The organism is Bartonella mastomydis (assembly GCF_900185775.1).
In the GTDB taxonomy this organism is placed as follows: domain Bacteria; phylum Pseudomonadota; class Alphaproteobacteria; order Rhizobiales; family Rhizobiaceae; genus Bartonella; species Bartonella elizabethae.
The window spans coordinates 298,433-318,531 of record NZ_LT883137.1; the positions used below are offsets into that span (position 1 = coordinate 298,433).

The window sequence follows — 20,099 nt, forward strand, 5'->3', positions numbered from 1 at the left end:
GTTAATGCATAATACTCAGTTCTCTTTCATAGACTGAGAAGATTTGATCACATTCGATCCATCCTAAAAAAATTCAACGAAGAATGCCTAAAAAGACCATATAAAACATGAAAATTCGTTAAAGAGGAATGCCATGAACTTTACCGTGTTCACGCAACTTTTCAATAAAATTGATCAGATAACAAAAACATATGTCACGGATATTTCCTCAAACGCAATTGTTGCCATTACACCCCTCGTATCAATCGGGATCACTATCGCTTTCATCATTTATGGATGGCTCATCATTCGTGGCGCTATAGATATGCCACTCTCCGGATTCGTAAATCGTTTCCTGCGAATAATTATTATTACTTCAACAGCGCTTACCGCAGGACTTTATCAACGTGAAATCGCGAATTTGATAACAGATATGCCCTATGATTTATCAAAAGCGCTCATAACAAATCCACTCACTGAGACACAATTAATGAGCTTGCTTGATAAAACAGCAGAAAATGGATTTCAATATGCAAGTCGTCTTTTCCAAGAAACCATCTTCTTCGAGGCCAATGGGCTGCTTTATAGTCTCTTAGGCATCCTTATCTTGCTAGCAACAAGCCTTGTCGTCGCAATCGGCGGTGGGCTTGTTATCCTGACAAAAATCGCTATTGCACTTCTCGTAGGCTGGGGACCTATCTTCATCATTGCTTTGCTCTGGCAACCAACTTATCGCTTTTTTGAGCAGTGGTTAATCCAAGTCGTAAATTACATAATCCTCTTTCTACTCTTAGCCACTGTCTTTAATGTGATGATGAATATCCTTGCAAACTATTTGGGTGATATGAAACTTGATTACGACCAGAATATAAGCTTCATGTTTGGGGGAGCGCTTATCCTCTCCATTATATCCATCATGCTCTTACTCAAACTATCAAGCATTGCCAATTCTCTCGCAAAAGGCATAACATTTGGACATCTATGGAGACATAAACACTAGAGGATATAAAAAACAGTGATTCTCATAACAGACACCCTGAATATCCATAGGACAAAATAACCAAGATATCTAAATCCTACAGTAAAAAATATTTGCACTGAAATTGAGCTATTTTCATCAATTAAAAAATGAAATTAAGAAAAGTAAAATAATTATACACTATGCACTTTACTTTACATTCAAAATGGAAATAATGATAATAAATGTTAGGATGCATCTAACAGTAAAAAGAGTAATATTAAAATGAAAAATATCATTCTTGTGATTTTGATTGCAAACCTTTTATCGGCTTGTGCTTTAGCACCAAAGCTCAAACAACCCAATGATAGGAACCGTGTGCCTATTAATAAAACAATCCCTGCCGAAATTAAGCGAGGAGACAGATGAAAAAGCGATTTATTATAACAGGAGTGATTACCCTTTTGGCAGTGCTGAATCTAGTTCCAGCAAATGCAGAGATAACGGTAACTTTCGAACCCTCAAAACCCAAAAGCTCACCCACACGGACTTCTACTCCACCGACACCACCAGCTCCACCAACTCCACCAACTCCACCAGCAGAATATCTGGAAGTTATTAAACTCTTAAAAAAACAACTTGAACTGAGCGAAAAGAAATTCAACCAAACATTAAAGATACGCGATTCTATAACGGGTAATGGAGTTAAACATGTATTGCCACACGATCCCAAACATTTTCTTCAAAATCCGAAGTTAATGTACCCAGAAGTACGAAATACATACAACTCCGGTACCCTTCTGATTCATTTAGTTCCTTCAGAGCTTTTATATAACAAATATGCTATTCCCACTCTTCACCGAGAGGGATATACCCTTCTTAAAGCACTAAAGGAGATGCATAAAGAAATTAGTACACGTCTCAGATATAGAGGGGTTATCGCTAGAGCTGTAAGTTTACAAGCTCTTCAGAACACAGAGAAGCGTTTTGAAAGAATTGCTAATTTGCTAGATACTACAGGCAAAACGCAGGATTTGAAAGAAGCTACTAAATTACAAGCAGAGCTAAAATATATGTTAGCCATGATTCGAAATGAATCTATCAAAGTACAAATGATCAGAAATTTCTTCAATAATGAAGCGGATCTTATCAACAGACAAAAAACTAGGATATATATACCAGCTTCCACAAGGCAAGGAAGTATACCTACCATAAAATTTCAATAAAGCTTTTTATAATAACATTTTGTATATTATTTTTGTGTGTTCGTAAAAAGAAAAAGTTAATGCATAATACTCAGTTCTCTTTCATAGACTGAGAAGATTTGATCACATTCGATCCATCCTAAAAAAATTCAACGAAGAATGCCTAAAAAGACCATATAAAACATGAAAATTCGTTAAAGAGGAATGCCATGAACTTTACCGTGTTCACGCAACTTTTCAATAAAATTGATCAGATAACAAAAACATATGTCACGGATATTTCCTCAAACGCAATTGTTGCCATTACACCCCTCGTATCAATCGGGATCACTATCGCTTTCATCATTTATGGATGGCTCATCATTCGTGGCGCTATAGATATGCCACTCTCCGGATTCGTAAATCGTTTCCTGCGAATAATTATTATTACTTCAACAGCGCTTACCGCAGGACTTTATCAACGTGAAATCGCGAATTTGATAACAGATATGCCCTATGATTTATCAAAAGCGCTCATAACAAATCCACTCACTGAGACACAATTAATGAGCTTGCTTGATAAAACAGCAGAAAATGGATTTCAATATGCAAGTCGTCTTTTCCAAGAAACCATCTTCTTCGAGGCCAATGGGCTGCTTTATAGTCTCTTAGGCATCCTTATCTTGCTGGCAACAAGCCTTGTCGTCGCAATCGGCGGTGGGCTTGTTATCCTGACAAAAATCGCTATTGCACTTCTCGTAGGCTGGGGACCTATCTTCATCATTGCTTTGCTCTGGCAACCAACTTATCGCTTTTTTGAGCAGTGGTTAATCCAAGTCGTAAATTACATAATCCTCTTTCTACTCTTAGCCACTGTCTTTAATGTGATGATGAATATCCTTGCAAACTATTTGGGTGATATGAAACTTGATTACGACCAGAATATAAGCTTCATGTTTGGGGGAGCGCTTATCCTCTCCATTATATCCATCATGCTCTTACTCAAACTATCAAGCATTGCCAATTCTCTCGCAAAAGGCATAACATTTGGACATCTATGGAGACATAAACACTAGAGGATATAAAAAACAGTGATTCTCATAACAGACACCCTGAATATCCATAGGACAAAATAACCAAGATATCTAAATCCTACAGTAAAAAATATTTGCACTGAAATTGAGCTATTTTCATCAATTAAAAAATGAAATTAAGAAAAGTAAAATAATTATACACTATGCACTTTACTTTACATTCAAAATGGAAATAATGATAATAAATGTTAGGATGCATCTAACAGCAAAAAAGAGTAATATTAAAATGAAAAATATCATTCTTGTGATTTTGATTGCAAACCTTTTATCGGCTTGTGCTTTAGCACCAAAGCTCAAACAACCCAATGATAGGAACCGTGTGCCTATTAATAAAACAATCCCTGCCGAAATTAAGCGAGGAGACAGATGAAAACAAAACAAGCAAAACCAGTGAAAGCCGAACAACTTAGCAGTTATTACGAAGAAAGCCGTGGTCTAGAACGGGATCTGATAAGCGAATTTGTAAAGTCGCGCAGAACGGCGTGGCGTGTAGCAAGTGCTGTTGGCCTTTTTGGCTTATTCGGTATGATATGTGGCGTCATTGGGTTTTCCCAACCAGCGCCTACACCTTTAGTGTTACGCGTTGATAACACAACAGGAGCTGTTGATGTTATCTCAATTATGCGCGAGCACGAAGAAAGCTATGGTGAAGTTGTAGATAGATATTGGCTCAACCAATATGTACTTAACCGCGAAACTTATGACTACGATACCATTCAACTGAACTATGACACAACAGCACTTTTAAGTGCAGCTGCTGTTCAGCAAGAATATTATAAAATCTATGATGGGGAAAATGCACGAGATAAAGTGCTTTCCAACAAAGCACGTATCACAGTTAAAGTACGATCAATCCAGCCTAATGGCCTTGGTCAAGCAACTGTACGTTTTACGACTCAACAACTTGACAGCAGCGGTGCTGCTACTGGACCAAAACAGCACCAGATTGCAACAATTGGTTATACCTATGTCGGTGCACCTATGAAATCATCTGCCCGATTGCTTAACCCCCTTGGTTTTCAAGTAACAAGTTACCGTTCTGACCCAGAAATACTGTTGAATGATTAAGGAATTGATTGTTATGAAAAAACTTGCATTCGTTGTTCTATTGTCTTCGTTTTCTTTTCTTTATACGGTACCTGTTCAGGCACTCAAAAGTCCATCAAATTCACAATATGATCACCGCATTCGCTATATAACTTATAACGAAGCCGATGTGGTTCAAATTGAAACAGTTCTTGGAGTAGCAACACATATTATTCTTGAAGAAGGTGAACAATATATCACTCATGCCTTTGGTGATTCAGAAGCCTATGCCTTTGCGCATAAAGGACGGCATATTTTTATTAAGCCAAAAGCAGAACTTGCCAATACCAATCTCATTGTTGTAACTGACAAACGAAGTTATAAATTCCGACTACAATTTCGCAATGACCGTGCAGGATCAACCTATGAATTGGCTTTCCATTATCCCGATTCAACCGATGAAAAATCAGAAGAAAACAACCGGCGCCTCGCAATTGAACGTGGGTTTCACCAAGCTGTAAAAGGCTATAACCTGAGTTACACCATGAGCGGTCATCAAGATATTGCTCCCATCAATGCTTGGGACAATGGGCGTATTACTTATTTCAAGTTTCCCGCTAACATGGATATGCCATCGATTTATGTCGTGGATGCTGAAGGGAATGAAAGCTTAATACCGCGCACCATTATCGGAAGTTCTAATGATATTATCGCCGTTCATAAAGTAAATCCTAAATGGCTCATACGACTTGGTAAACGCGCTCTTGCTGTTTTTAATGAAGCCTATGACCCCCATGGTATACCAAACACAACAGGAACAGTATCTTCGGTGGTTTATCGTATCAATAAAGGAGGAAAATAATGTTTGACAATAAGGAAGGAGATGAAAAAGGTAGAAAACTGGACAATATAGAGCAAAAACATATTGAAAATGCCTATGGAAGCTCCGAACTAGGTTCAGAGCACCGTCCGACAATTCCGGGGACGCGTGCATTGTTAATTGTAGGGCTTATTGTCATAGTAGCGGTACCGATTGCTCTGACTTGGAAAGCTTTAAAAATGGGTAGTACCGTGGAAGTAGAGGAAGAAAAACCACAACAAACGGTACAGCAAATTATACCGAACTATATCCCTCGGGTTATAGAAGAGCCAAAACCTGTAGAAGAAGAAAAACCAGCACAAACAGAGGACTCAGTCCTAGATATTCCACCGGCCTTGGCTAAACTTCTTCAAACAACCGTTCCTCCACATATGCTCCAAGATTCTGAAGAATTGGCACGCAAACGTATGCTCAGTTCTAGTCTTAACAGTGGCGGTAGCGAAGGATCTACAGAAACTAAAACATCGAATGATAACAGTGGAGCATTAAATCTCCAGCCTGTACGTTTAGGCCAATCGCATGCAGCGCAACTTCGTAACCGTGATCTCTTAATTACACAAGGAACGCAAATAGATTGTACATTGGAAACAAAAATCATCACGTCACAACCAGGAATGACGACATGTCATTTAACGCGGGATGTTTATTCTACAAGTGGTCGTGTTGTTTTACTCGATCGTGGTTCTAAAGTCGTTGGTTTTTACCAAAGTGGCTTACAGCAAGGACAAACACGTGTGTTTGTGCAATGGTCACGCATTGAAACCCCTTCTGGAGTTATTGTCAATCTTGATTCGCCCGGCACTGGTCCTCTTGGTGAAGCAGGTATGGGGGGCTGGGTTGATAGACACTTTTGGGAGCGATTTGGTGGCGCAATTATGGTAAGTATTATCGGTGATTTAGGAGAATGGGTGAAAGGCAAATTTAATAAAAGTATAAAAGGGGATAAAGAAAAAACACAGCCACAAGGAGCTCATAATGCTGAATCGATCGTAACCGATGTTCTTCAGAATTCGATCAATATCACACCAACTCTTTACAAACACCAAGGCGAACGAGTGAATATTTTTGTTGCTCGTGATCTGGATTTCAGCAATGTCTACAGTCTCGTCACACGTTAACCCGATACAAAAAGATCAAGCAGTTTCTCAGCTTTTGCAACCGCTTGATCGTTTCTTAGAAGATCCGAAGATCACTGAATTATCGATCTGCCGCCCCTGTGAATTATGGACAAAAAGCTTCAACGGGTGGCAGGTCCATAGCGTACCTGAGTTAACAACAGCTTTTTTGCAAACACTTATTACAGCGATTATCGTTTATAACGGAATGGCTCCCAGAAGCATTAATTACGTGCTCTTGCCTGGTGGACAACGTGGTACAATTATCCAAACGCCAGCTGTTGTTGATGGCACTCTTTCTTTTGTGATTCGTAAACATTCTCTCATCGTTAAGACGTTAGAAGAACTCAAAGAAGAAGGGACATTTGATGATTTTTCCGATGTAAGTTTTAACAAGCCTTCAGCAAAAGAAGCCAATAGTTTGTTATCAAAGCAGGACTTCACGCGCTTAGAACCATTTGAAGTTCAGCTCTTACAACGTAAACGTGAGGGAAAAATTCTTGAATTTTTGGAAGAATGCGTCCTTCACAAACGCAACATCATCATTGCCGGCAAGACAGGATCGGGGAAAACAACATTTGCCCGCTCGCTCATTGAAAAAGTCCCTGTAGAAGAGCGTATTATCACGATTGAAGATGTTCATGAGCTTTTTCTACCCAATCATCCTAATCACGTAAATATGATTTATGGTAACAATGTAGGTCGTGTTTCAGCTGAAGAATGCTTAGATGCCTGTATGCGTCAATCGCCTGACAGAATTTTTCTTGCTGAATTACGAGGCAATGAAGCATGGGAATATCTCAATTCACTCAACACAGGTCATCCTGGATCGATTACAACGACGCATGCCAACAGTGCTTTACAGACCTTTGAGCGCTGTGCCACCTTGATTAAAAGATCAGAAGTTGGTCGCCAACTCGAGATAGAAATGATCAAGCTCGTTCTTTACACAACAGTTGATGCCGTGTTGTTCTTTAAAGATAGAAAACTTTCTGAAGTTTTTTACGACCCGATTTTTGCTAAATCAAAAATCATTTAAAAGAGTCTTGCTCTCTCGATCAGAGCACACAGACAAAAAAAGCCGCAACAATTGGTTGCGGCTTTTTATTGAGCCCCCCTCTTCTCTTTGCCTCTCCAATGTATTCTCTACACTCTCCATGAAAAAAAAGAAAACAAAATAGCATATGAGATTCTATCGATCATTCTCTCTATTTATCTTTTGAAAATGTATATTTGATGCAAAAGAGAAAAAATAACGACGAAATAAATACCTCAATAAAAAGAAAAGAATAAATTTTGATTCGCCTATCAATAAGAACTTCATGAAACAGATACCGATCATCATCAATAATTATCATGATCAAAACAAAAGCTTATTTTAAGCGATCAATAAATATTTTTTGACCCAAACAATCTTCAGAGACAGAGAACCTCAGACAAATATACGATCATTCTGATTGAGCATCTATATAAATCACATTCTATTCAAGAATAGAATGTATATTGGCCTATAGGTTTCTTCTTTGAGCAGAAAAAGATTCTTATTCTACACCAACTTGTAAACAATCAAATTCCTCTAAAGAAAGCTTTGCTAACCTTATCACGTGGAGCTCATATCTCCACCTTCAAAAACAATGTCTATAAACTATATAGATAAATTCTACTCATGAACATTCCTGCCTTTTTTAATATTTCAAAGAGTGAAAGTTCCAACAAGTAGAGATCGATAATTATACTTCTTAAAGCACCTCACATTGATTTATAAAGAGTGTTCATTGTCTTACAAGTTGGATAAAAGAGCTAATGGATTCTTTCGTTCCAAATCTGTTTATATTGAATAAACCAAAACGGCTTGCGCGCATGTTACAAGCGAGAAAGTCTGCGTGGATAAAAACTATATAAGAAAGCACTAAAATCTTATGAATCATCTCAAATCCTAAAGATAAACATTGGGAGAAAACAAAATGTGTGAGGATGCCAGTTTGGTCCTTCATAAGCGTAAAGATGATGCTTTTCTATAGATTTTATTATTTCCATGGGAGCTTTATTGTTATGCCATTCATAGGCGCCATTGCAAAACGGGTGTGACGAGCATTGAGAAATGTTTCTTTAAAACAAACCCGTAAATTAGCAACACAAATATATTCCTTTTAGGTCATTTTGTTTTGCATGAGAACCAGCCCCTCTTAAAAACATGAGAAACAAGCAAGCTTCTATTTTTCACAATGATTTCTTTTTTCTGCAACCTGTCCTAGTACTCTTCATGTGAATTGCCTATCACAATACATAAAAAAAACGAGATTAAAAGCCTGTCCATATGGATTTCATTCTAGTTTACGGGATTGTCTAGCAGGTTTCACTGAACACTACCCCAAAGGATAAAGCTTTTTAACGCGCGCCAATCCGTAATCCATCTCCTTTCCTAGCAGATTTCACCTTTTAAACACTTTATCATCCCATCTCAAATGAATGGTGTTTTACGGAATAACAGCATAAACCCCCAAGCAAAGACAGATTATACCGTTAATACTTGGCAAACTTTCTTTCATGTTCAGAAATATTTCTTATACCGAAAAATAAAAAAGCACTCTGACAGTTTAAACAAATTTGTTGAAACTTATATGCAAGCAGAAATGAAATTCAGTAACCTAAAAATGGGAGATAAACTTAGAAATTTCTATCTTTTTTTATGAATAAAAGCATAGAAAATGAGCCTCTATAAATTTCATCAAAAGTAAAACACACTTTCTTTGATAACTGAATTCTTTCGGCTTTAAATCAATCTACAAACACCGCTTATTTTATATGCACAATACCTGTTCTTAAAATTTTGACTACCATTTTCTAAACTTTTAGAAAAACCTATGAATTTGATATTTTCTCAAAAGCCTTTTTGGGCTTTCTAATAAATTTAAATTGTTTGATATTACGATAGTTTTAAACTACAGCTCCCTAATTATAGGATATCGCAATAAGAGAGAATAATTTTGCATTCTCTAATTTTGAGAACTATCAATTTTATTTTTTAATACAATGAACAATCAAATCTATAAAACACAATATGTTATTAAATATATATGGTGATATTAAAGCGCCCAAACACTGCATATCAGCAGTGTTTTCGCTATTATAATAAACGTATCGCAAAATTATGGACTATCGTCACTCATTTGTATTTCATTTGAATGATTTACATACGTTATAATGTTTGTATTATTCTTTGTTTTTTATGCTCTATTGATATAAAGTAGTCTTCTTTTATAAAAAACGATCAATCAAATCATGCTTTAAAATGAGAATTTTGATACGAATTTAATAAAAACAAAAACACAATTTCCCTTGTTCCACTTTACTGTTTATAAATCGGTCCATTTGCACAGATAGAACTCCACTATGAGCTTTCTTAAGCCCATACAGTTAGCAAGGATTGCTTTTACAGAAAAAACTTCATTTTTAAAGATTACTTTGCTTTTAGAACAATATAGTTACGACTGCCTCATAAGAGGTTCATGCGCTTTTATAGATTAAATCTCCAAAGGTCATACTATTTCTAGCTTTAACCTTTATTTTCATGAAGTCGCATTCTTTAAAGGCGGCGTTCAACCATGAGTTTTTTAATTTCAGCAATCGCTTTTGCTGGATTTAATCCCTTTGGACAAGTTTGCGCACAATTCATAATCGTATGACAGCGATAAAGGCGGAAAGGATCTTCTAAATTGTCAAGACGTTCACCACACATCTCATCACGTGAATCAGCAATCCAGCGATAAGCTTGGAGCAAAACAGCGGGCCCCAAATAACGATCACCATTCCACCAATAACTTGGACAAGATGTTTGGCAACAGGCGCATAAAATACATTCATAAAGACCATCAATTTTTTGGCGATCGGAGTGACTTTGTAACCACTCTTTTGCGGGCTCAGGCGAAACAGTTTGCAACCAAGGTTCAATGACTCGGTGTTGAGCATAAAAGCGCTTTAAATCAGGAACCAAATCTTTCACAACCGGCATGGAGGGCAAAGGATAGACCTTAATAGGGTGCTTTACATCATCCATACCTTTGGTACAAGCCAATGTATTGGTTCCATCAATATTCATCGCACAGGAACCACAGATGCCTTCACGGCAAGATCGACGCAATGTCAAAGTCGGGTCAATATGATTTTTAATGAACAAAAGCCCATCGAGAATCATAGGGCCACAAGCAGAACGATCCACATAATAGGTATCCAGATGGGGATTTTCCTCATCATCAGGCGACCAACGATACACGTGAAATTCTGTCAGTTTTGTCGCACCTTCAGGTTTAGGCCAAACCTTTCCTGGTTTTACTTGAGAATTTTTGGGAAGCTTAATTTGTACCATATTTCATTCTCCCCTTAATAAACCCGTTTTTTAGGTGCAATGCGCTTTAAATCGATTCCACCATCAGCTTCAGATGTTAATGGGTCCACATGGACAGGTCGATATGATAATGTCACCTTACCTTCTTTTGATAAATGTGAAAGCGTATGTTTTCGCCAATTTTTATCATCACGCTCTGGATAATCTTCACGGGCGTGAGCGCCACGGCTTTCTAAACGTGCTGCCGCAGAATGAACAGTCATGATAGCATTTGCCATGAGATTTTGAAGCTCTAATGTTTCAACCAAATCAGAATTCCATATCATGGAACGATCTGTAACTTTAAGATCAGACAATTCCTCCCAAATTTTATTCATCCGTTGGCATCCCTGTTGCAAAGAATCTTCTGTACGGAAGACTGCAGCATCTTCTTGCATGGTGCGTTGCATTTTTTCACGCAAAAGAGCTGTTGGTATCGCTCCTTGTGCAAAACGTAAACGATCAAAACGCGCCATAATTTCGTCAACAGCTTCTTCATTCAAAGGCGGAATTTCTGCATTCCGATCAATAACTTCTCCCGCACGAATGGCAGCAGCACGCCCAAACACCACAAGATCAATCAATGAATTTGATCCCAAGCGGTTAGCACCATGAACAGAAGCACATCCCGCTTCACCCACTGCCATCAGTCCTGGCTGAATACGATCAGGCGAATCAGCTGTTGGATTGAGAACTTCGCCGTAGTAGTTGGTAGGAATACCGCCCATATTATAATGAACCGTTGGCAAGATGGGAATCGGTTCTTTTGTAACATCCACCCCTGCAAAGATTCGGGCGGATTCGGAAATCCCTGGTAAACGCTCGTGCAAGATTGCAGGATCAATATGATTGAGAACCAAATGAATATGATCCTTCTTAGGACCAACGCCACGTCCTTCACGAATTTCCAGCGTGATACAACGCGAAACTAAATCGCGTGAAGCCAAATCCTTAAAGGAAGGCGCATAGCGCTCCATAAAGCGTTCACCTTCAGAATTGATTAAATAGCCCCCTTCCCCACGAGCACCCTCTGTAATGAGACAGCCAGAACCATAAATGCCTGTGGGATGGAATTGCACAAATTCCATATCCTGAAGGGGTAATCCAGCCCGTGTGATCATTCCACCCCCATCACCCGTACAGGTATGCGCCGATGTTGCAGAAAAATAAGCACGTCCATAACCACCAGTTGCAAGAACAACCATCTTAGCAGAAAAACGGTGTATTGTACCATCATCGAGATTCCACGCCACAACCCCAGTACAAACCCCATCGGTCATGATAAGATCGAGTGCAAAATATTCAATAAAAAATTGCGCATTATGCTTTAAGCTTTGTCCATAAAGTGTATGCAAAATGGCATGGCCTGTACGATCTGCAGCAGCACAAGTCCGTTGAACAGGTGGACCTTCACCAAATTGTGTCGTATGTCCACCAAAGGGACGTTGATAAATTTTTCCTTCTTGTGTTCGGGAAAAAGGAACGCCATAATGTTCTAATTCATACACAGCAGCTGGGGCATTACGCACCAAATATTCCATTGCATCGGTATCACCCAACCAATCAGAGCCTTTCACGGTGTCATATAAATGCCACTGCCAATTGTCAGGTCCCATATTTGAAAGCGATGCGGCAATTCCCCCTTGTGCTGCAACGGTATGTGAGCGAGTTGGAAAAACCTTCGTGATACAAGCTGTCTTTAATCCTTGTTCTGCCATACCCAGTGTCGCACGTAATCCAGCCCCCCCTGCCCCAACAACAACGACATCAAATTTATGATCTACAGTGTGATAAGGGGCGTTACCTGCTTTAGCGCCCAAAGATGATCTTGTACCCGCCATATTTGTTTAACCCCCTAATGCAATTTTTAAAAGAGAAAAAATAATGACACCGCCCATGAAAAAACAAAATAAAATATTTAATGTCAAAAAGAATAACCGGAAACCTTCTCGTGGAATATAATCTTCAATCACCACCTGCATAGCAAGTTTCATATGATAAAGAACTGAAAGAGTCATCAATCCCATCAAAATAGCCACAATAGGATGTGCAAACCTTGCACGCACAATACTATAATCTTTGCCCACAAGCGAAAGAATAAGAACAATAAAAAAGATCAAAAGTGGTAGATTGATAAACCCTGTCAAACGTTCTCGCCAAAAATGCTCTGTTCCCTCATGTGCACTCCCCCGCCCCCGTACTTTTCCAAGTTCCGTTCGAAAATCTTTTTTCATGTCTCTTTTCACCCCCAGTTAAACAACGGTATATCCAATAATCCAAATCACAAAAGTAATAATAAGAGAAATAAACACTGTCGCCCAAGCAGTAACTGTTGCCTTTTCTTTTGCCAAAAGGCAAGGTTTCAGATCCCAAACAATGTGGCGAACACCACCAACCATGTGATGAACCCCTGCCAAAGTATAAAGAAACAAAATACACAATCCAAACCAAGAACTATAAATTTCGTGAACTGTTCTAAATGCCTCCTCGCCACAGGCAATAGCAATTAACCAAACGGCAAGAAAAACCGTTCCAACATAAAGGGCCATACCCGTAATACGGTGTGCGATGGACATGGCCATGGTAATTGTCCAACGATAAATACTGATATGAGGGGAACGAGGGCGCTCTTTTATCCTAGTTGTCTCTGTCATAAAATATCCTGACCTGGTTTTTTTGCAACCGCAACGAACGAGAAGGTTCACACAAAATGAACAAATATACTCTCTCGTTTTTACTTGTTTGGTATCTCAAGATACCGATTACAGGTCGGTTGTCTCAAATAACGGATTAAAGGTCACGCATAAAAAAAACCGATTACTCCACGGATATGATCCGCAAAACTTGCCTTAATCTAATACACTTTTATCTTAACGTCAAAGGTCTAACATCTTTTATCAAATATAAACAGACATTTTTCAAACTATACTTATTCCGTTTGAGTGTCCACGACATGCGCAATGATACCCTGCACTTTACTCAATTATTAAGAATAAAAAAAGAGACAAAATTTGGATAGGTTAAACATTTTTATGCCCCCTCCCAGCCTTTTACAAGTCTTTTAAATGACAAAGCGAATCATAAAAGACACAAAGAAGCGGCATAAAAGCCGCTTTTATATAATTTTTACTCAGCAACGTGCGTTTCAATATCTGCGCTTACAGGGGATGTTTCTACTTTCTCAACGCCCTTTTCACCCTTTTTTCGATAATCTCTCTTTTCAGCAATACGGGCAGCTTTACCTCTCAAACCACGAAGATAATAGAGTTTTGCTCGACGCACTTTACCACGACGCACCAGCTCAACCGCTTCAATCAAAGGAGAATAAACAGGGAATACACGTTCGACCCCTTCACCATAAGAAATCTTGCGGACTGTAAAAGTCTCATTCAATCCACCGCCAGAACGCGCAATACACACGCCTTCATAAGCCTGAACACGCGTCCGCGTACCTTCGCTCACACGCACCATAACACGGACGGTATCTCCTGGTTTAAAGGCTGGAAATTGGCGTTTTTCTTCAATTTTTGCACATTGTTCAGCTTCAAGCTGTGCGATAATATTCATTTTTTTATCCTTCATGTTCTTTATCGAACAGTCAGAGCGCTCAACTCTTACCCAAAAAGCCTTGTACTACGAAAAGATGCTCTTTAAGCTATGCCTTACACAGGAGCGAATACACCGTTCCTTCATTTTACTTTCGGAACTATAGAAAACCTTTTATTCAAAATTCTCTCAAAAAGAAAGGCATGCAATACACCACCTTATCCTATGAATCAAGTTTTCTGACGATTTTTATCATAACGCGCATAAAGATCAGGACGACGCTGACGTGTTAACAACTCGGCTTGGCTTTGACGCCAATCTGCAATTGCTTTGTGATGCCCTGAGGTCAACACGGGTGGAATCGCTCGTCCTTCGAAAAGAGAAGGGCGCGTGTATTGGGGATGTTCCAGCAAACCATTTTCAAAACTTTCACACTTTGCAGAAGCTTTATTTCCCATCACGCCAGGGAGAAGACGGATAATAGCATCTAAGATAACCAGTGCGGCAGTTTCACCGCCTGAAAGAATATAATCACCAATAGAGACTTCTTCTAATTCACGTGCTTCTATGACTCGCTCATCAACGCCTTCAAACCGTCCACAAACCAATGTTATGCCCGAATCACCAGCCAAACGACGTGCATAAGCTTGATCAAAAGGCCGCCCACGGGGGCTCATCAATAATCTTGGCGAATCCTGTGGACAATGATCAAGCGCAGCTGCCAAGACATCTGCCCGCATCACCATACCAGCCCCCCCACCAGCAGGTGTATCATCAACGCTATGATGTTTATCCAAAGCAAAATCTCTAATCTGCACTGTCTCCAGTGACCAAATTCCGCGCTCTAAAGCTTGCCCTGCTAAAGAATACCCTAAAAAACCAGGAAACATTTCAGGATAAAGAGTTAAAACGCGCGCCTGAAACTTCATTTTTGTTTTTTCATCCTCATTTTATTCAACAAACTCTTTTAAAGTCAAAATAGCATAAACAAAATCAACGCAACGCTATAGCGTTAATAGGAATCTTCTTAACCTGCAACCTATTCAATAGGGTCCTTTTCATACTTACACTTTCAAAAAAGACTCTAAAACTCAGGAATATCTCAAGATAAAATGCTTATAATATCTGCTCAAAAGCGCATTCTTACTATTTTCATATTTTTCACTTTTTTTTGACAAAATTCACCGATTATTTTTTAAATTCAAGCCATTTCATTACTGATCATTTTCTCTCCCACTGCTCAGGCCAGCCGCCATGGGATCAACAATAAGAAAACCAGAATCCATACAAATTTCTGGTACTGCCACCTTACTAAAAGGAATAAGTACTCTTTTGCCTGTATTCAAACCTATTTCAAGCAAATCGCCAGCCCCGAAATTATAAAAACCACACACTTCCCCTAAGATTTTCCCCCCATATTCTTGAACACGCAAACCTATTAAATCAACTTGATAAAACTCATCCTCGCCCAAATCATCACTCAATTGATCACGCATCACATAAAGGTAAATCCCTTTTAAAGACTCGGCATCATTACGATTATCAATCCCTTTAAAACGTACAATCGCGTTATTTTTTTGTTTGCGAAGAGTTACAATTTCATAAGAGCGCCCCATATCATCATAAAGAGTCCCGTAAGATTTGAAACGCTGTGGCTCAGCACTTAAAATTTTAACAAAAACATCTCCTTTTATACCATGAGGCATACCAATAATGGCAAGATAGACTTTATTTTTAAGCTTTTCTTTATTATACTTCATACAAAAACATTATCTCTCAAAAGTGAACCCTCAATCTTAATCATTTCTATTCAATCTTGTTGCCATATGAGACAATCTTCCCAAAAGACCTTTCTTGGTAACAAAAACAAATTAATATAAGGAGAAGTCTTATGGCAAATATTATGCTATTTTACAAAGATATCACACCAATCAACAAAGTTTCCCATAAAAATCTAAAATTTGCGCCACCAAGTGATATGTCTTTTGCCAAAAATACGCACTGGGTTCCTTTAGCAAGTACTGAATATTTTCAAGCAGCCCTAGACTATCCTATTTTGTTTATGTGCGCCGAAGATGAACAAAAAAAACGGCACTATACTTCCGCTGCCCTTGTTGGCCTTTCTAACGATGAAAATGACTATATCGCCTCTGATAAAAGTTGGAGAACCCATACTTATGTTCCTGCTTTTGTTCGTCGCTATCCTTTTGTTTTAGCACAAATTAGCAATGAAAAAGAACTTTCTGTTTGCTTTGATCAACAGTCAGGAATGTTTAATGAAGTCGCAGGAACAGAACTTTTTAATTCCGATGGCTCTATTTCTCCTTTTATGGAAGAACGTATTCGTTTTCTTGAAAGTTTTAAAATCGCGATGGAGAAAACCTCTGAATTCATTGATGCTCTTGTGGAAATGGATCTTCTCAGTCAAAAATCAATCAATGTGAAAAACGATCAAGGTCTTTCAGCGCAATTGGAAAATTTTTGGGTTGTTGATGAAGAAAAATTGAATAAATTATCAGCAAGCCAGCTTGCAAAACTGCATAAAAATGGCTTTTTAGGGTTAATCTTTGCGCATTTGATGTCAACGCATAATCTTTTAAAAATACTCTCTCTCAAAGGTGAAAAGCAACTGATCAATCATGAAGAAAAACCCGAAAACAAGAATGGTCACATCAACGATGAAAGCTCTACAAAGAAAGAGACCCTTAACTAGATAATGCCTATAAAAAACGACAAGAGAAAAGATGAAAATAGCCCTCTCATTCCAGCCGACCATGCGGTTTTAACTGCAAGGAAAAACTGGTTAGAGCATCTTGTAAAAACCCGTCGTATGTCCGTACAAACAGCACAAGCCTATGAACGTGATACGCGGCAATTTTTGTCTTTTCTCTGTCAACATTTAAGCCAAGCACCAACTTTCACAGATCTTGCTCATTTACGCGTCAGTGATTTGCGTGCTTATCTTGCTTATCGGCGTACAAACAACGTCAGTGCGCGCTCTTTAAGCCGTGGGATAGCAGGCATTCGTTCTTTTTTCAAATATCTATCTCGCGAAGGAATCGTCAATATTCCCGCTGCTCAGCTTATCCGAAGCCCCAAACATCCAAAGTCACTCCCAAAACCTTTAGCAATACAATCAGCTCTCCACGTCGTCCAACAAGAAAATCAGCTAGAAAACGAACCTTGGATTAACGCGCGTAACGCAGCTGTCCTTATGCTTCTCTATGGCTGTGGTATGCGAATATCAGAAGCCTTAAGCCTCACACCAGAACAATTTTCTGATCCTGAAAAAACAAGTTTATACATAACAGGAAAAGGGGGAAAAACACGCCTTGTCCCTCTCATAAAAATTGTTTACGAAGCTGTACAAAATTATCTCAAATATTGTCCATATCCTTTAAAAGATAACCAACCCATGTTTCGCGGCGCACGAGGTGGCCCCCTACAGCCGGCTATCATTCAGAAAACTGTACGCAACTTACGTGCAAGTCTTGGTTTACCAGAAACGGCCACCCCCCATACGCTACGTCATTCTTTTGCCACCCATCTTTTATCACGGGGGGGAGATTTGCGAACGATTCAAGAACTCCTTGGGCACGCGAGTCTTTCCACCACCCAAACCTATACCCATGTTGATACAGACCATTTGTTGGAAATTTATCAAAAGGCCCATCCTCGTTCTTAAAAACGCCTCATCAAACAAATTAAAGTGTTTCAACCTCAAGTGCCAAGGCATGAACACAAGTCGCTAACTCTTCTTGTAAAACTTTATAAATCGCTCGATGGATTTCTACGCGCGTCATCTTGGAAAAAGAAGAAGATAAAATTTTCACGCGAAAATGTGTTTCTCCTTTCCCATCAAAAGCATGTTCATTATGAGGATGTCCCTCATGAAGATGGCTCTCATTAATCACTTCAAGTTTCTGCGGATGAAAAGCATCCTGAAGCTTTTTCTTGATGATTGTTTCTATAGACATTTTTCATTCCTTAACAAAATGAAAGTGTAAGAATACACCTTTTTCATAACCAAATAAGTGTGAAAACAAATTTTTTAAAAGTCAATTCTTGTAAAATTAATCAATTTTGCATAAACCAATAATATGGCAATAACATCTAAATTATTCGATTCAATTCGCATAAGCTCAAATAAAAAACAAAAATCTGAGCCAGAAGTGCAACAGTGTCAGTGGGAAGGGTGTGAAAAGACAGGAACCCATAAGGCACCGGCAGGTCGAAATCACGAAGGACAATATCTACATTTTTGTATTGAGCACGTGCGCGCCTATAATAAAAATTTTAATTACTTCTCGGGTCTTAGCAACCAAGATATCGCAAAATTCCAAAAGGATGCTCTCACAGGGCATCGCCCAACATGGCCGACAGATCTTAGCAATGGTACAGCGAAAAAAACTGCTGCCAATTATGCAAAGATTCGCTCTGGAACAGCGGCCTATCAAAATCGTATGCGTGATCCCTTCACACTTTTTACTGAGCGGCGTTCAAGCAATAGTTTCTCACGAAAATTAAAACCCTTAGAAGCAAAAGCTTTTGATACACTAGGACTACAAGCAAACGCTTCAGCAGAAGATATCAAAATGAAATATAAAGAGCTGGTGAAAAAGCATCATCCTGATTCCAATGGGGGTAATCGCGCCTCTGAAGAACGCTTTCGCGATGTTTTACATGCTTATAATTTACTCAAAAAATCTGGTTTATGCTAAAAAATACGCATTGATGCGACCCCATTCTCATTGAGATTATCACTCTTTGCATAAGAACATTCTTATCTTCACACAATATGATAGAATAGGTGAGAATGATCATCCTTTATCTCATCTTCCTTCATTTCTAAGGCTCTCGTTAGAGCATTGCATAAATGCTCTAACTCTTGTATCGTTTTCTCATGAAATAAATAGCGTTCTTTCCCTGCCAGAAACATCATGACAAATCTTAACCTTGAAAATACACCCGATATTACCCTTTGTGCTCGTGACTTGTTTCATATTGAAACAGATATGAAAATTCCTGCTTTTAGCACAAAAAGCCCGCATGTTCCTGATATCGATCCCGATTATCTTTTTGATCCGCAAACAACTTTAGCGATTCTTGCAGGTTTTACTTTTAACCGTCGTGTCATGGTTTCCGGCTATCACGGAACAGGCAAATCAACGCATATTGAACAAGTTGCTGCCCGTCTCAATTGGCCTTGTCTTCGCATTAATCTCGACAGTCATGTAAGTCGTATCGATCTTGTAGGAAAAGACGCGATTGTTTTAAAAGATGGCTTACAAGTCACTGAATTTAAAGAGGGCATTTTGCCATGGGCTTATCAAAATAATATTGCTCTTGTTTTCGACGAATATGATGCAGGGCGTCCTGATGTTATGTTTGTCATCCAACGTGTTCTAGAAACCTCTGGCAAACTCAGCTTACTTGATCAAAGCCGCGTTATCTCTCCTCACCCAGCATTTCGTCTTTTTGCAACAGCCAATACCATTGGCCTTGGTGATACAACAGGGCTCTATCATGGTACCCAACAAATCAATCAAGCCCAAATGGACCGCTGGTCTATTATTACGATACTGAATTATTTACCCCATGATAAAGAGGTTGATATTGTTTGTTCAAAGGTCAAACCTTTTCAATCGGCTGAGGGGAAAAAAACAATTTCACAAATGGTTCACGTTGCAGATATGGTCCGCCAAGCTTTTATCAATGGGGATCTTTCAACAGTTATGAGCCCACGCACTGTCATTACTTGGGCAGAAAATACCACAATTTTTCAAGATATTAGCTTTGCCTTCCGATTAACCTTTCTCAATAAATGTGATGAACTCGAACGTGCCACTGTCGCAGAGTTTTATCAACGCGCCTTTGGACAAGAGCTTCCCGAATCACTCATGCAGGGTGTCTTGTCTTAAAGGAATATGTCA

The 20,099-nt window shown here is 38.9% G+C and carries 21 protein-coding genes; 13 read left to right on the plus strand and 8 right to left on the minus strand.

The features are described 5' to 3' along the window. Nucleotides 1-133 precede the first annotated feature (133 nt). The 9 genes from FJG96_RS02040 to virB11 all read left to right on the plus strand — a co-directional run bounded on the left by FJG96_RS02040 (nt 134) and on the right by virB11 (nt 7,275). Nucleotides 134-979 (plus strand): TrbL/VirB6 family protein, encoded by an 846-nt coding sequence (locus tag FJG96_RS02040; RefSeq protein WP_139412517.1) that lies wholly within the window; start codon nt 134-136, stop codon nt 977-979. Between the two features lie 243 nt (nt 980-1,222). Further along, on the plus strand, nt 1,223-1,366 hold the full coding sequence (locus FJG96_RS02045; RefSeq protein WP_015857026.1) for a hypothetical protein: 144 nt from the start codon (nt 1,223-1,225) through the stop codon (nt 1,364-1,366). Continuing rightward, a complete protein-coding gene (locus FJG96_RS02050) occupies nt 1,363-2,163 on the plus strand; it encodes a TrbJ/VirB5 family protein (RefSeq protein WP_139412521.1) in 801 nt (266 codons plus the stop codon). The genes FJG96_RS02045 and FJG96_RS02050 overlap by 4 nt, the downstream gene beginning before the upstream one ends. A 188-nt stretch (nt 2,164-2,351) precedes the next feature. Next, nucleotides 2,352-3,197, plus strand: coding sequence for a TrbL/VirB6 family protein (locus FJG96_RS02055; RefSeq protein WP_139412517.1), 846 nt, complete (start codon nt 2,352-2,354; stop codon nt 3,195-3,197). 244 nt (nt 3,198-3,441) lie between these two features. Then, a complete protein-coding gene (locus FJG96_RS02060) occupies nt 3,442-3,585 on the plus strand; it encodes a hypothetical protein (protein ID WP_015857026.1) in 144 nt (47 codons plus the stop codon). After that, nucleotides 3,582-4,283: a VirB8 family type IV secretion system protein gene (locus FJG96_RS02065; protein ID WP_139412522.1), complete on the plus strand. Its 702-nt coding sequence runs from the start codon at nt 3,582-3,584 to the stop codon at nt 4,281-4,283. The genes FJG96_RS02060 and FJG96_RS02065 overlap by 4 nt, the downstream gene beginning before the upstream one ends. Nucleotides 4,284-4,296: 13 nt before the next feature. Then, nucleotides 4,297-5,103 (plus strand): P-type conjugative transfer protein VirB9, encoded by an 807-nt coding sequence (gene virB9, locus FJG96_RS02070; protein ID WP_139412523.1) that lies wholly within the window; start codon nt 4,297-4,299, stop codon nt 5,101-5,103. Next, nucleotides 5,103-6,239, plus strand: coding sequence for a type IV secretion system protein VirB10 (virB10, locus tag FJG96_RS02075; RefSeq protein WP_139412524.1), 1,137 nt, complete (start codon nt 5,103-5,105; stop codon nt 6,237-6,239). Before virB9 ends, virB10 begins: the two co-directional genes overlap by 1 nt. After that, on the plus strand, nt 6,214-7,275 hold the full coding sequence (virB11, locus tag FJG96_RS02080) for a P-type DNA transfer ATPase VirB11 (protein WP_139412525.1): 1,062 nt from the start codon (nt 6,214-6,216) through the stop codon (nt 7,273-7,275). The genes virB10 and virB11 overlap by 26 nt, the downstream gene beginning before the upstream one ends. Nucleotides 7,276-9,822: 2,547 nt before the next feature. On the opposite strand, the gene FJG96_RS02090 is transcribed toward virB11, so the two are convergent. The 7 genes from FJG96_RS02090 to rimM all read right to left on the minus strand — a co-directional run bounded on the left by FJG96_RS02090 (nt 9,823) and on the right by rimM (nt 15,926). Then, entirely contained in the window at nt 9,823-10,602 is a 780-nt protein-coding gene (locus FJG96_RS02090) for a succinate dehydrogenase iron-sulfur subunit (protein WP_005774220.1), read from the minus strand. A gap of 14 nt (nt 10,603-10,616) precedes the next feature. Continuing rightward, the gene (gene sdhA, locus FJG96_RS02095) at nt 10,617-12,461 is read right to left on the minus strand and encodes a succinate dehydrogenase flavoprotein subunit (protein ID WP_005774221.1); all 1,845 of its coding nucleotides are present in this window, start codon (nt 12,459-12,461) and stop codon (nt 10,617-10,619) included. A 6-nt stretch (nt 12,462-12,467) separates the two neighbouring features. Then, nucleotides 12,468-12,854, minus strand: coding sequence for a succinate dehydrogenase, hydrophobic membrane anchor protein (gene sdhD, locus FJG96_RS02100; protein ID WP_139412526.1), 387 nt, complete (start codon nt 12,852-12,854; stop codon nt 12,468-12,470). A gap of 18 nt (nt 12,855-12,872) precedes the next feature. Then, nucleotides 12,873-13,274: a succinate dehydrogenase, cytochrome b556 subunit gene (gene sdhC / locus FJG96_RS02105; RefSeq protein WP_139412527.1), complete on the minus strand. Its 402-nt coding sequence runs from the start codon at nt 13,272-13,274 to the stop codon at nt 12,873-12,875. Nucleotides 13,275-13,746: 472 nt separating this feature from the next. After that, a complete protein-coding gene (gene rplS, locus FJG96_RS02110) occupies nt 13,747-14,187 on the minus strand; it encodes a 50S ribosomal protein L19 (protein ID WP_139412528.1) in 441 nt (146 codons plus the stop codon). A 209-nt stretch (nt 14,188-14,396) separates the two neighbouring features. Then, the gene (gene trmD, locus FJG96_RS02115) at nt 14,397-15,095 is read right to left on the minus strand and encodes a tRNA (guanosine(37)-N1)-methyltransferase TrmD (protein ID WP_139412529.1); all 699 of its coding nucleotides are present in this window, start codon (nt 15,093-15,095) and stop codon (nt 14,397-14,399) included. A gap of 285 nt (nt 15,096-15,380) precedes the next feature. Further along, nucleotides 15,381-15,926 (minus strand): ribosome maturation factor RimM, encoded by a 546-nt coding sequence (rimM, locus tag FJG96_RS02120; RefSeq protein WP_139412530.1) that lies wholly within the window; start codon nt 15,924-15,926, stop codon nt 15,381-15,383. A gap of 131 nt (nt 15,927-16,057) precedes the next feature. Between rimM and FJG96_RS02125 the strand changes: the two genes are divergently transcribed. Together FJG96_RS02125 and FJG96_RS02130 are read left to right on the plus strand one after the other, a co-directional pair. Then, nucleotides 16,058-16,879: a SapC family protein gene (locus tag FJG96_RS02125; protein ID WP_005774228.1), complete on the plus strand. Its 822-nt coding sequence runs from the start codon at nt 16,058-16,060 to the stop codon at nt 16,877-16,879. 3 nt (nt 16,880-16,882) lie between these two features. Beyond that, nucleotides 16,883-17,851 carry a tyrosine recombinase XerC gene (locus tag FJG96_RS02130; RefSeq protein WP_139412531.1) on the plus strand — a complete coding sequence of 323 codons (969 nt, stop codon included), beginning with the start codon at nt 16,883-16,885 and terminating at the stop codon, nt 17,849-17,851. A 19-nt stretch (nt 17,852-17,870) separates the two neighbouring features. On the opposite strand, the gene FJG96_RS02135 is transcribed toward FJG96_RS02130, so the two are convergent. Then, the gene (locus FJG96_RS02135; RefSeq protein WP_139412532.1) at nt 17,871-18,143 is read right to left on the minus strand and encodes a BolA family protein; all 273 of its coding nucleotides are present in this window, start codon (nt 18,141-18,143) and stop codon (nt 17,871-17,873) included. A 123-nt stretch (nt 18,144-18,266) separates the two neighbouring features. On the opposite strand from FJG96_RS02135, the gene FJG96_RS02140 reads away from it, so the two are divergent. Both FJG96_RS02140 and cobS read left to right on the plus strand, forming a co-directional pair. Continuing rightward, nucleotides 18,267-18,887, plus strand: coding sequence for a J domain-containing protein (locus tag FJG96_RS02140; RefSeq protein WP_139412533.1), 621 nt, complete (start codon nt 18,267-18,269; stop codon nt 18,885-18,887). A 219-nt stretch (nt 18,888-19,106) separates the two neighbouring features. After that, the gene (cobS, locus tag FJG96_RS02145; RefSeq protein WP_139412534.1) at nt 19,107-20,087 is read left to right on the plus strand and encodes a cobaltochelatase subunit CobS; all 981 of its coding nucleotides are present in this window, start codon (nt 19,107-19,109) and stop codon (nt 20,085-20,087) included. Nucleotides 20,088-20,099: the final 12 nt, after the last annotated feature.

What these genes read in the sequence shown, in the direction of transcription:
- sdhD (WP_139412526.1), bottom strand. Translation starts at nt 12,854, where the DNA reads ATGAAAAAAGATTTTCGAACGGAACTTGGAAAAGTACGGGGGCGGGGG.
- FJG96_RS02050 (WP_139412521.1), top strand. Translation starts at nt 1,363, where the DNA reads ATGAAAAAGCGATTTATTATAACAGGAGTGATTACCCTTTTGGCAGTG.
- FJG96_RS02065 (WP_139412522.1), top strand. Translation starts at nt 3,582, where the DNA reads ATGAAAACAAAACAAGCAAAACCAGTGAAAGCCGAACAACTTAGCAGT.
- sdhA (WP_005774221.1), bottom strand. Translation starts at nt 12,461, where the DNA reads ATGGCGGGTACAAGATCATCTTTGGGCGCTAAAGCAGGTAACGCCCCT.
- FJG96_RS02135 (WP_139412532.1), bottom strand. Translation starts at nt 18,143, where the DNA reads ATGTCTATAGAAACAATCATCAAGAAAAAGCTTCAGGATGCTTTTCAT.
- FJG96_RS02130 (WP_139412531.1), top strand. Translation starts at nt 16,883, where the DNA reads ATGCCTATAAAAAACGACAAGAGAAAAGATGAAAATAGCCCTCTCATT.
- sdhC (WP_139412527.1), bottom strand. Translation starts at nt 13,274, where the DNA reads ATGACAGAGACAACTAGGATAAAAGAGCGCCCTCGTTCCCCTCATATC.
- trmD (WP_139412529.1), bottom strand. Translation starts at nt 15,095, where the DNA reads ATGAAGTTTCAGGCGCGCGTTTTAACTCTTTATCCTGAAATGTTTCCT.
- virB11 (WP_139412525.1), top strand. Translation starts at nt 6,214, where the DNA reads ATGTCTACAGTCTCGTCACACGTTAACCCGATACAAAAAGATCAAGCA.
- FJG96_RS02060 (WP_015857026.1), top strand. Translation starts at nt 3,442, where the DNA reads ATGAAAAATATCATTCTTGTGATTTTGATTGCAAACCTTTTATCGGCT.
- FJG96_RS02055 (WP_139412517.1), top strand. Translation starts at nt 2,352, where the DNA reads ATGAACTTTACCGTGTTCACGCAACTTTTCAATAAAATTGATCAGATA.
- FJG96_RS02090 (WP_005774220.1), bottom strand. Translation starts at nt 10,602, where the DNA reads ATGGTACAAATTAAGCTTCCCAAAAATTCTCAAGTAAAACCAGGAAAG.
- FJG96_RS02140 (WP_139412533.1), top strand. Translation starts at nt 18,267, where the DNA reads ATGGCAATAACATCTAAATTATTCGATTCAATTCGCATAAGCTCAAAT.
- FJG96_RS02045 (WP_015857026.1), top strand. Translation starts at nt 1,223, where the DNA reads ATGAAAAATATCATTCTTGTGATTTTGATTGCAAACCTTTTATCGGCT.
- cobS (WP_139412534.1), top strand. Translation starts at nt 19,107, where the DNA reads ATGACAAATCTTAACCTTGAAAATACACCCGATATTACCCTTTGTGCT.
- rimM (WP_139412530.1), bottom strand. Translation starts at nt 15,926, where the DNA reads ATGAAGTATAATAAAGAAAAGCTTAAAAATAAAGTCTATCTTGCCATT.
- FJG96_RS02040 (WP_139412517.1), top strand. Translation starts at nt 134, where the DNA reads ATGAACTTTACCGTGTTCACGCAACTTTTCAATAAAATTGATCAGATA.
- virB10 (WP_139412524.1), top strand. Translation starts at nt 5,103, where the DNA reads ATGTTTGACAATAAGGAAGGAGATGAAAAAGGTAGAAAACTGGACAAT.
- rplS (WP_139412528.1), bottom strand. Translation starts at nt 14,187, where the DNA reads ATGAATATTATCGCACAGCTTGAAGCTGAACAATGTGCAAAAATTGAA.
- virB9 (WP_139412523.1), top strand. Translation starts at nt 4,297, where the DNA reads ATGAAAAAACTTGCATTCGTTGTTCTATTGTCTTCGTTTTCTTTTCTT.
- FJG96_RS02125 (WP_005774228.1), top strand. Translation starts at nt 16,058, where the DNA reads ATGGCAAATATTATGCTATTTTACAAAGATATCACACCAATCAACAAA.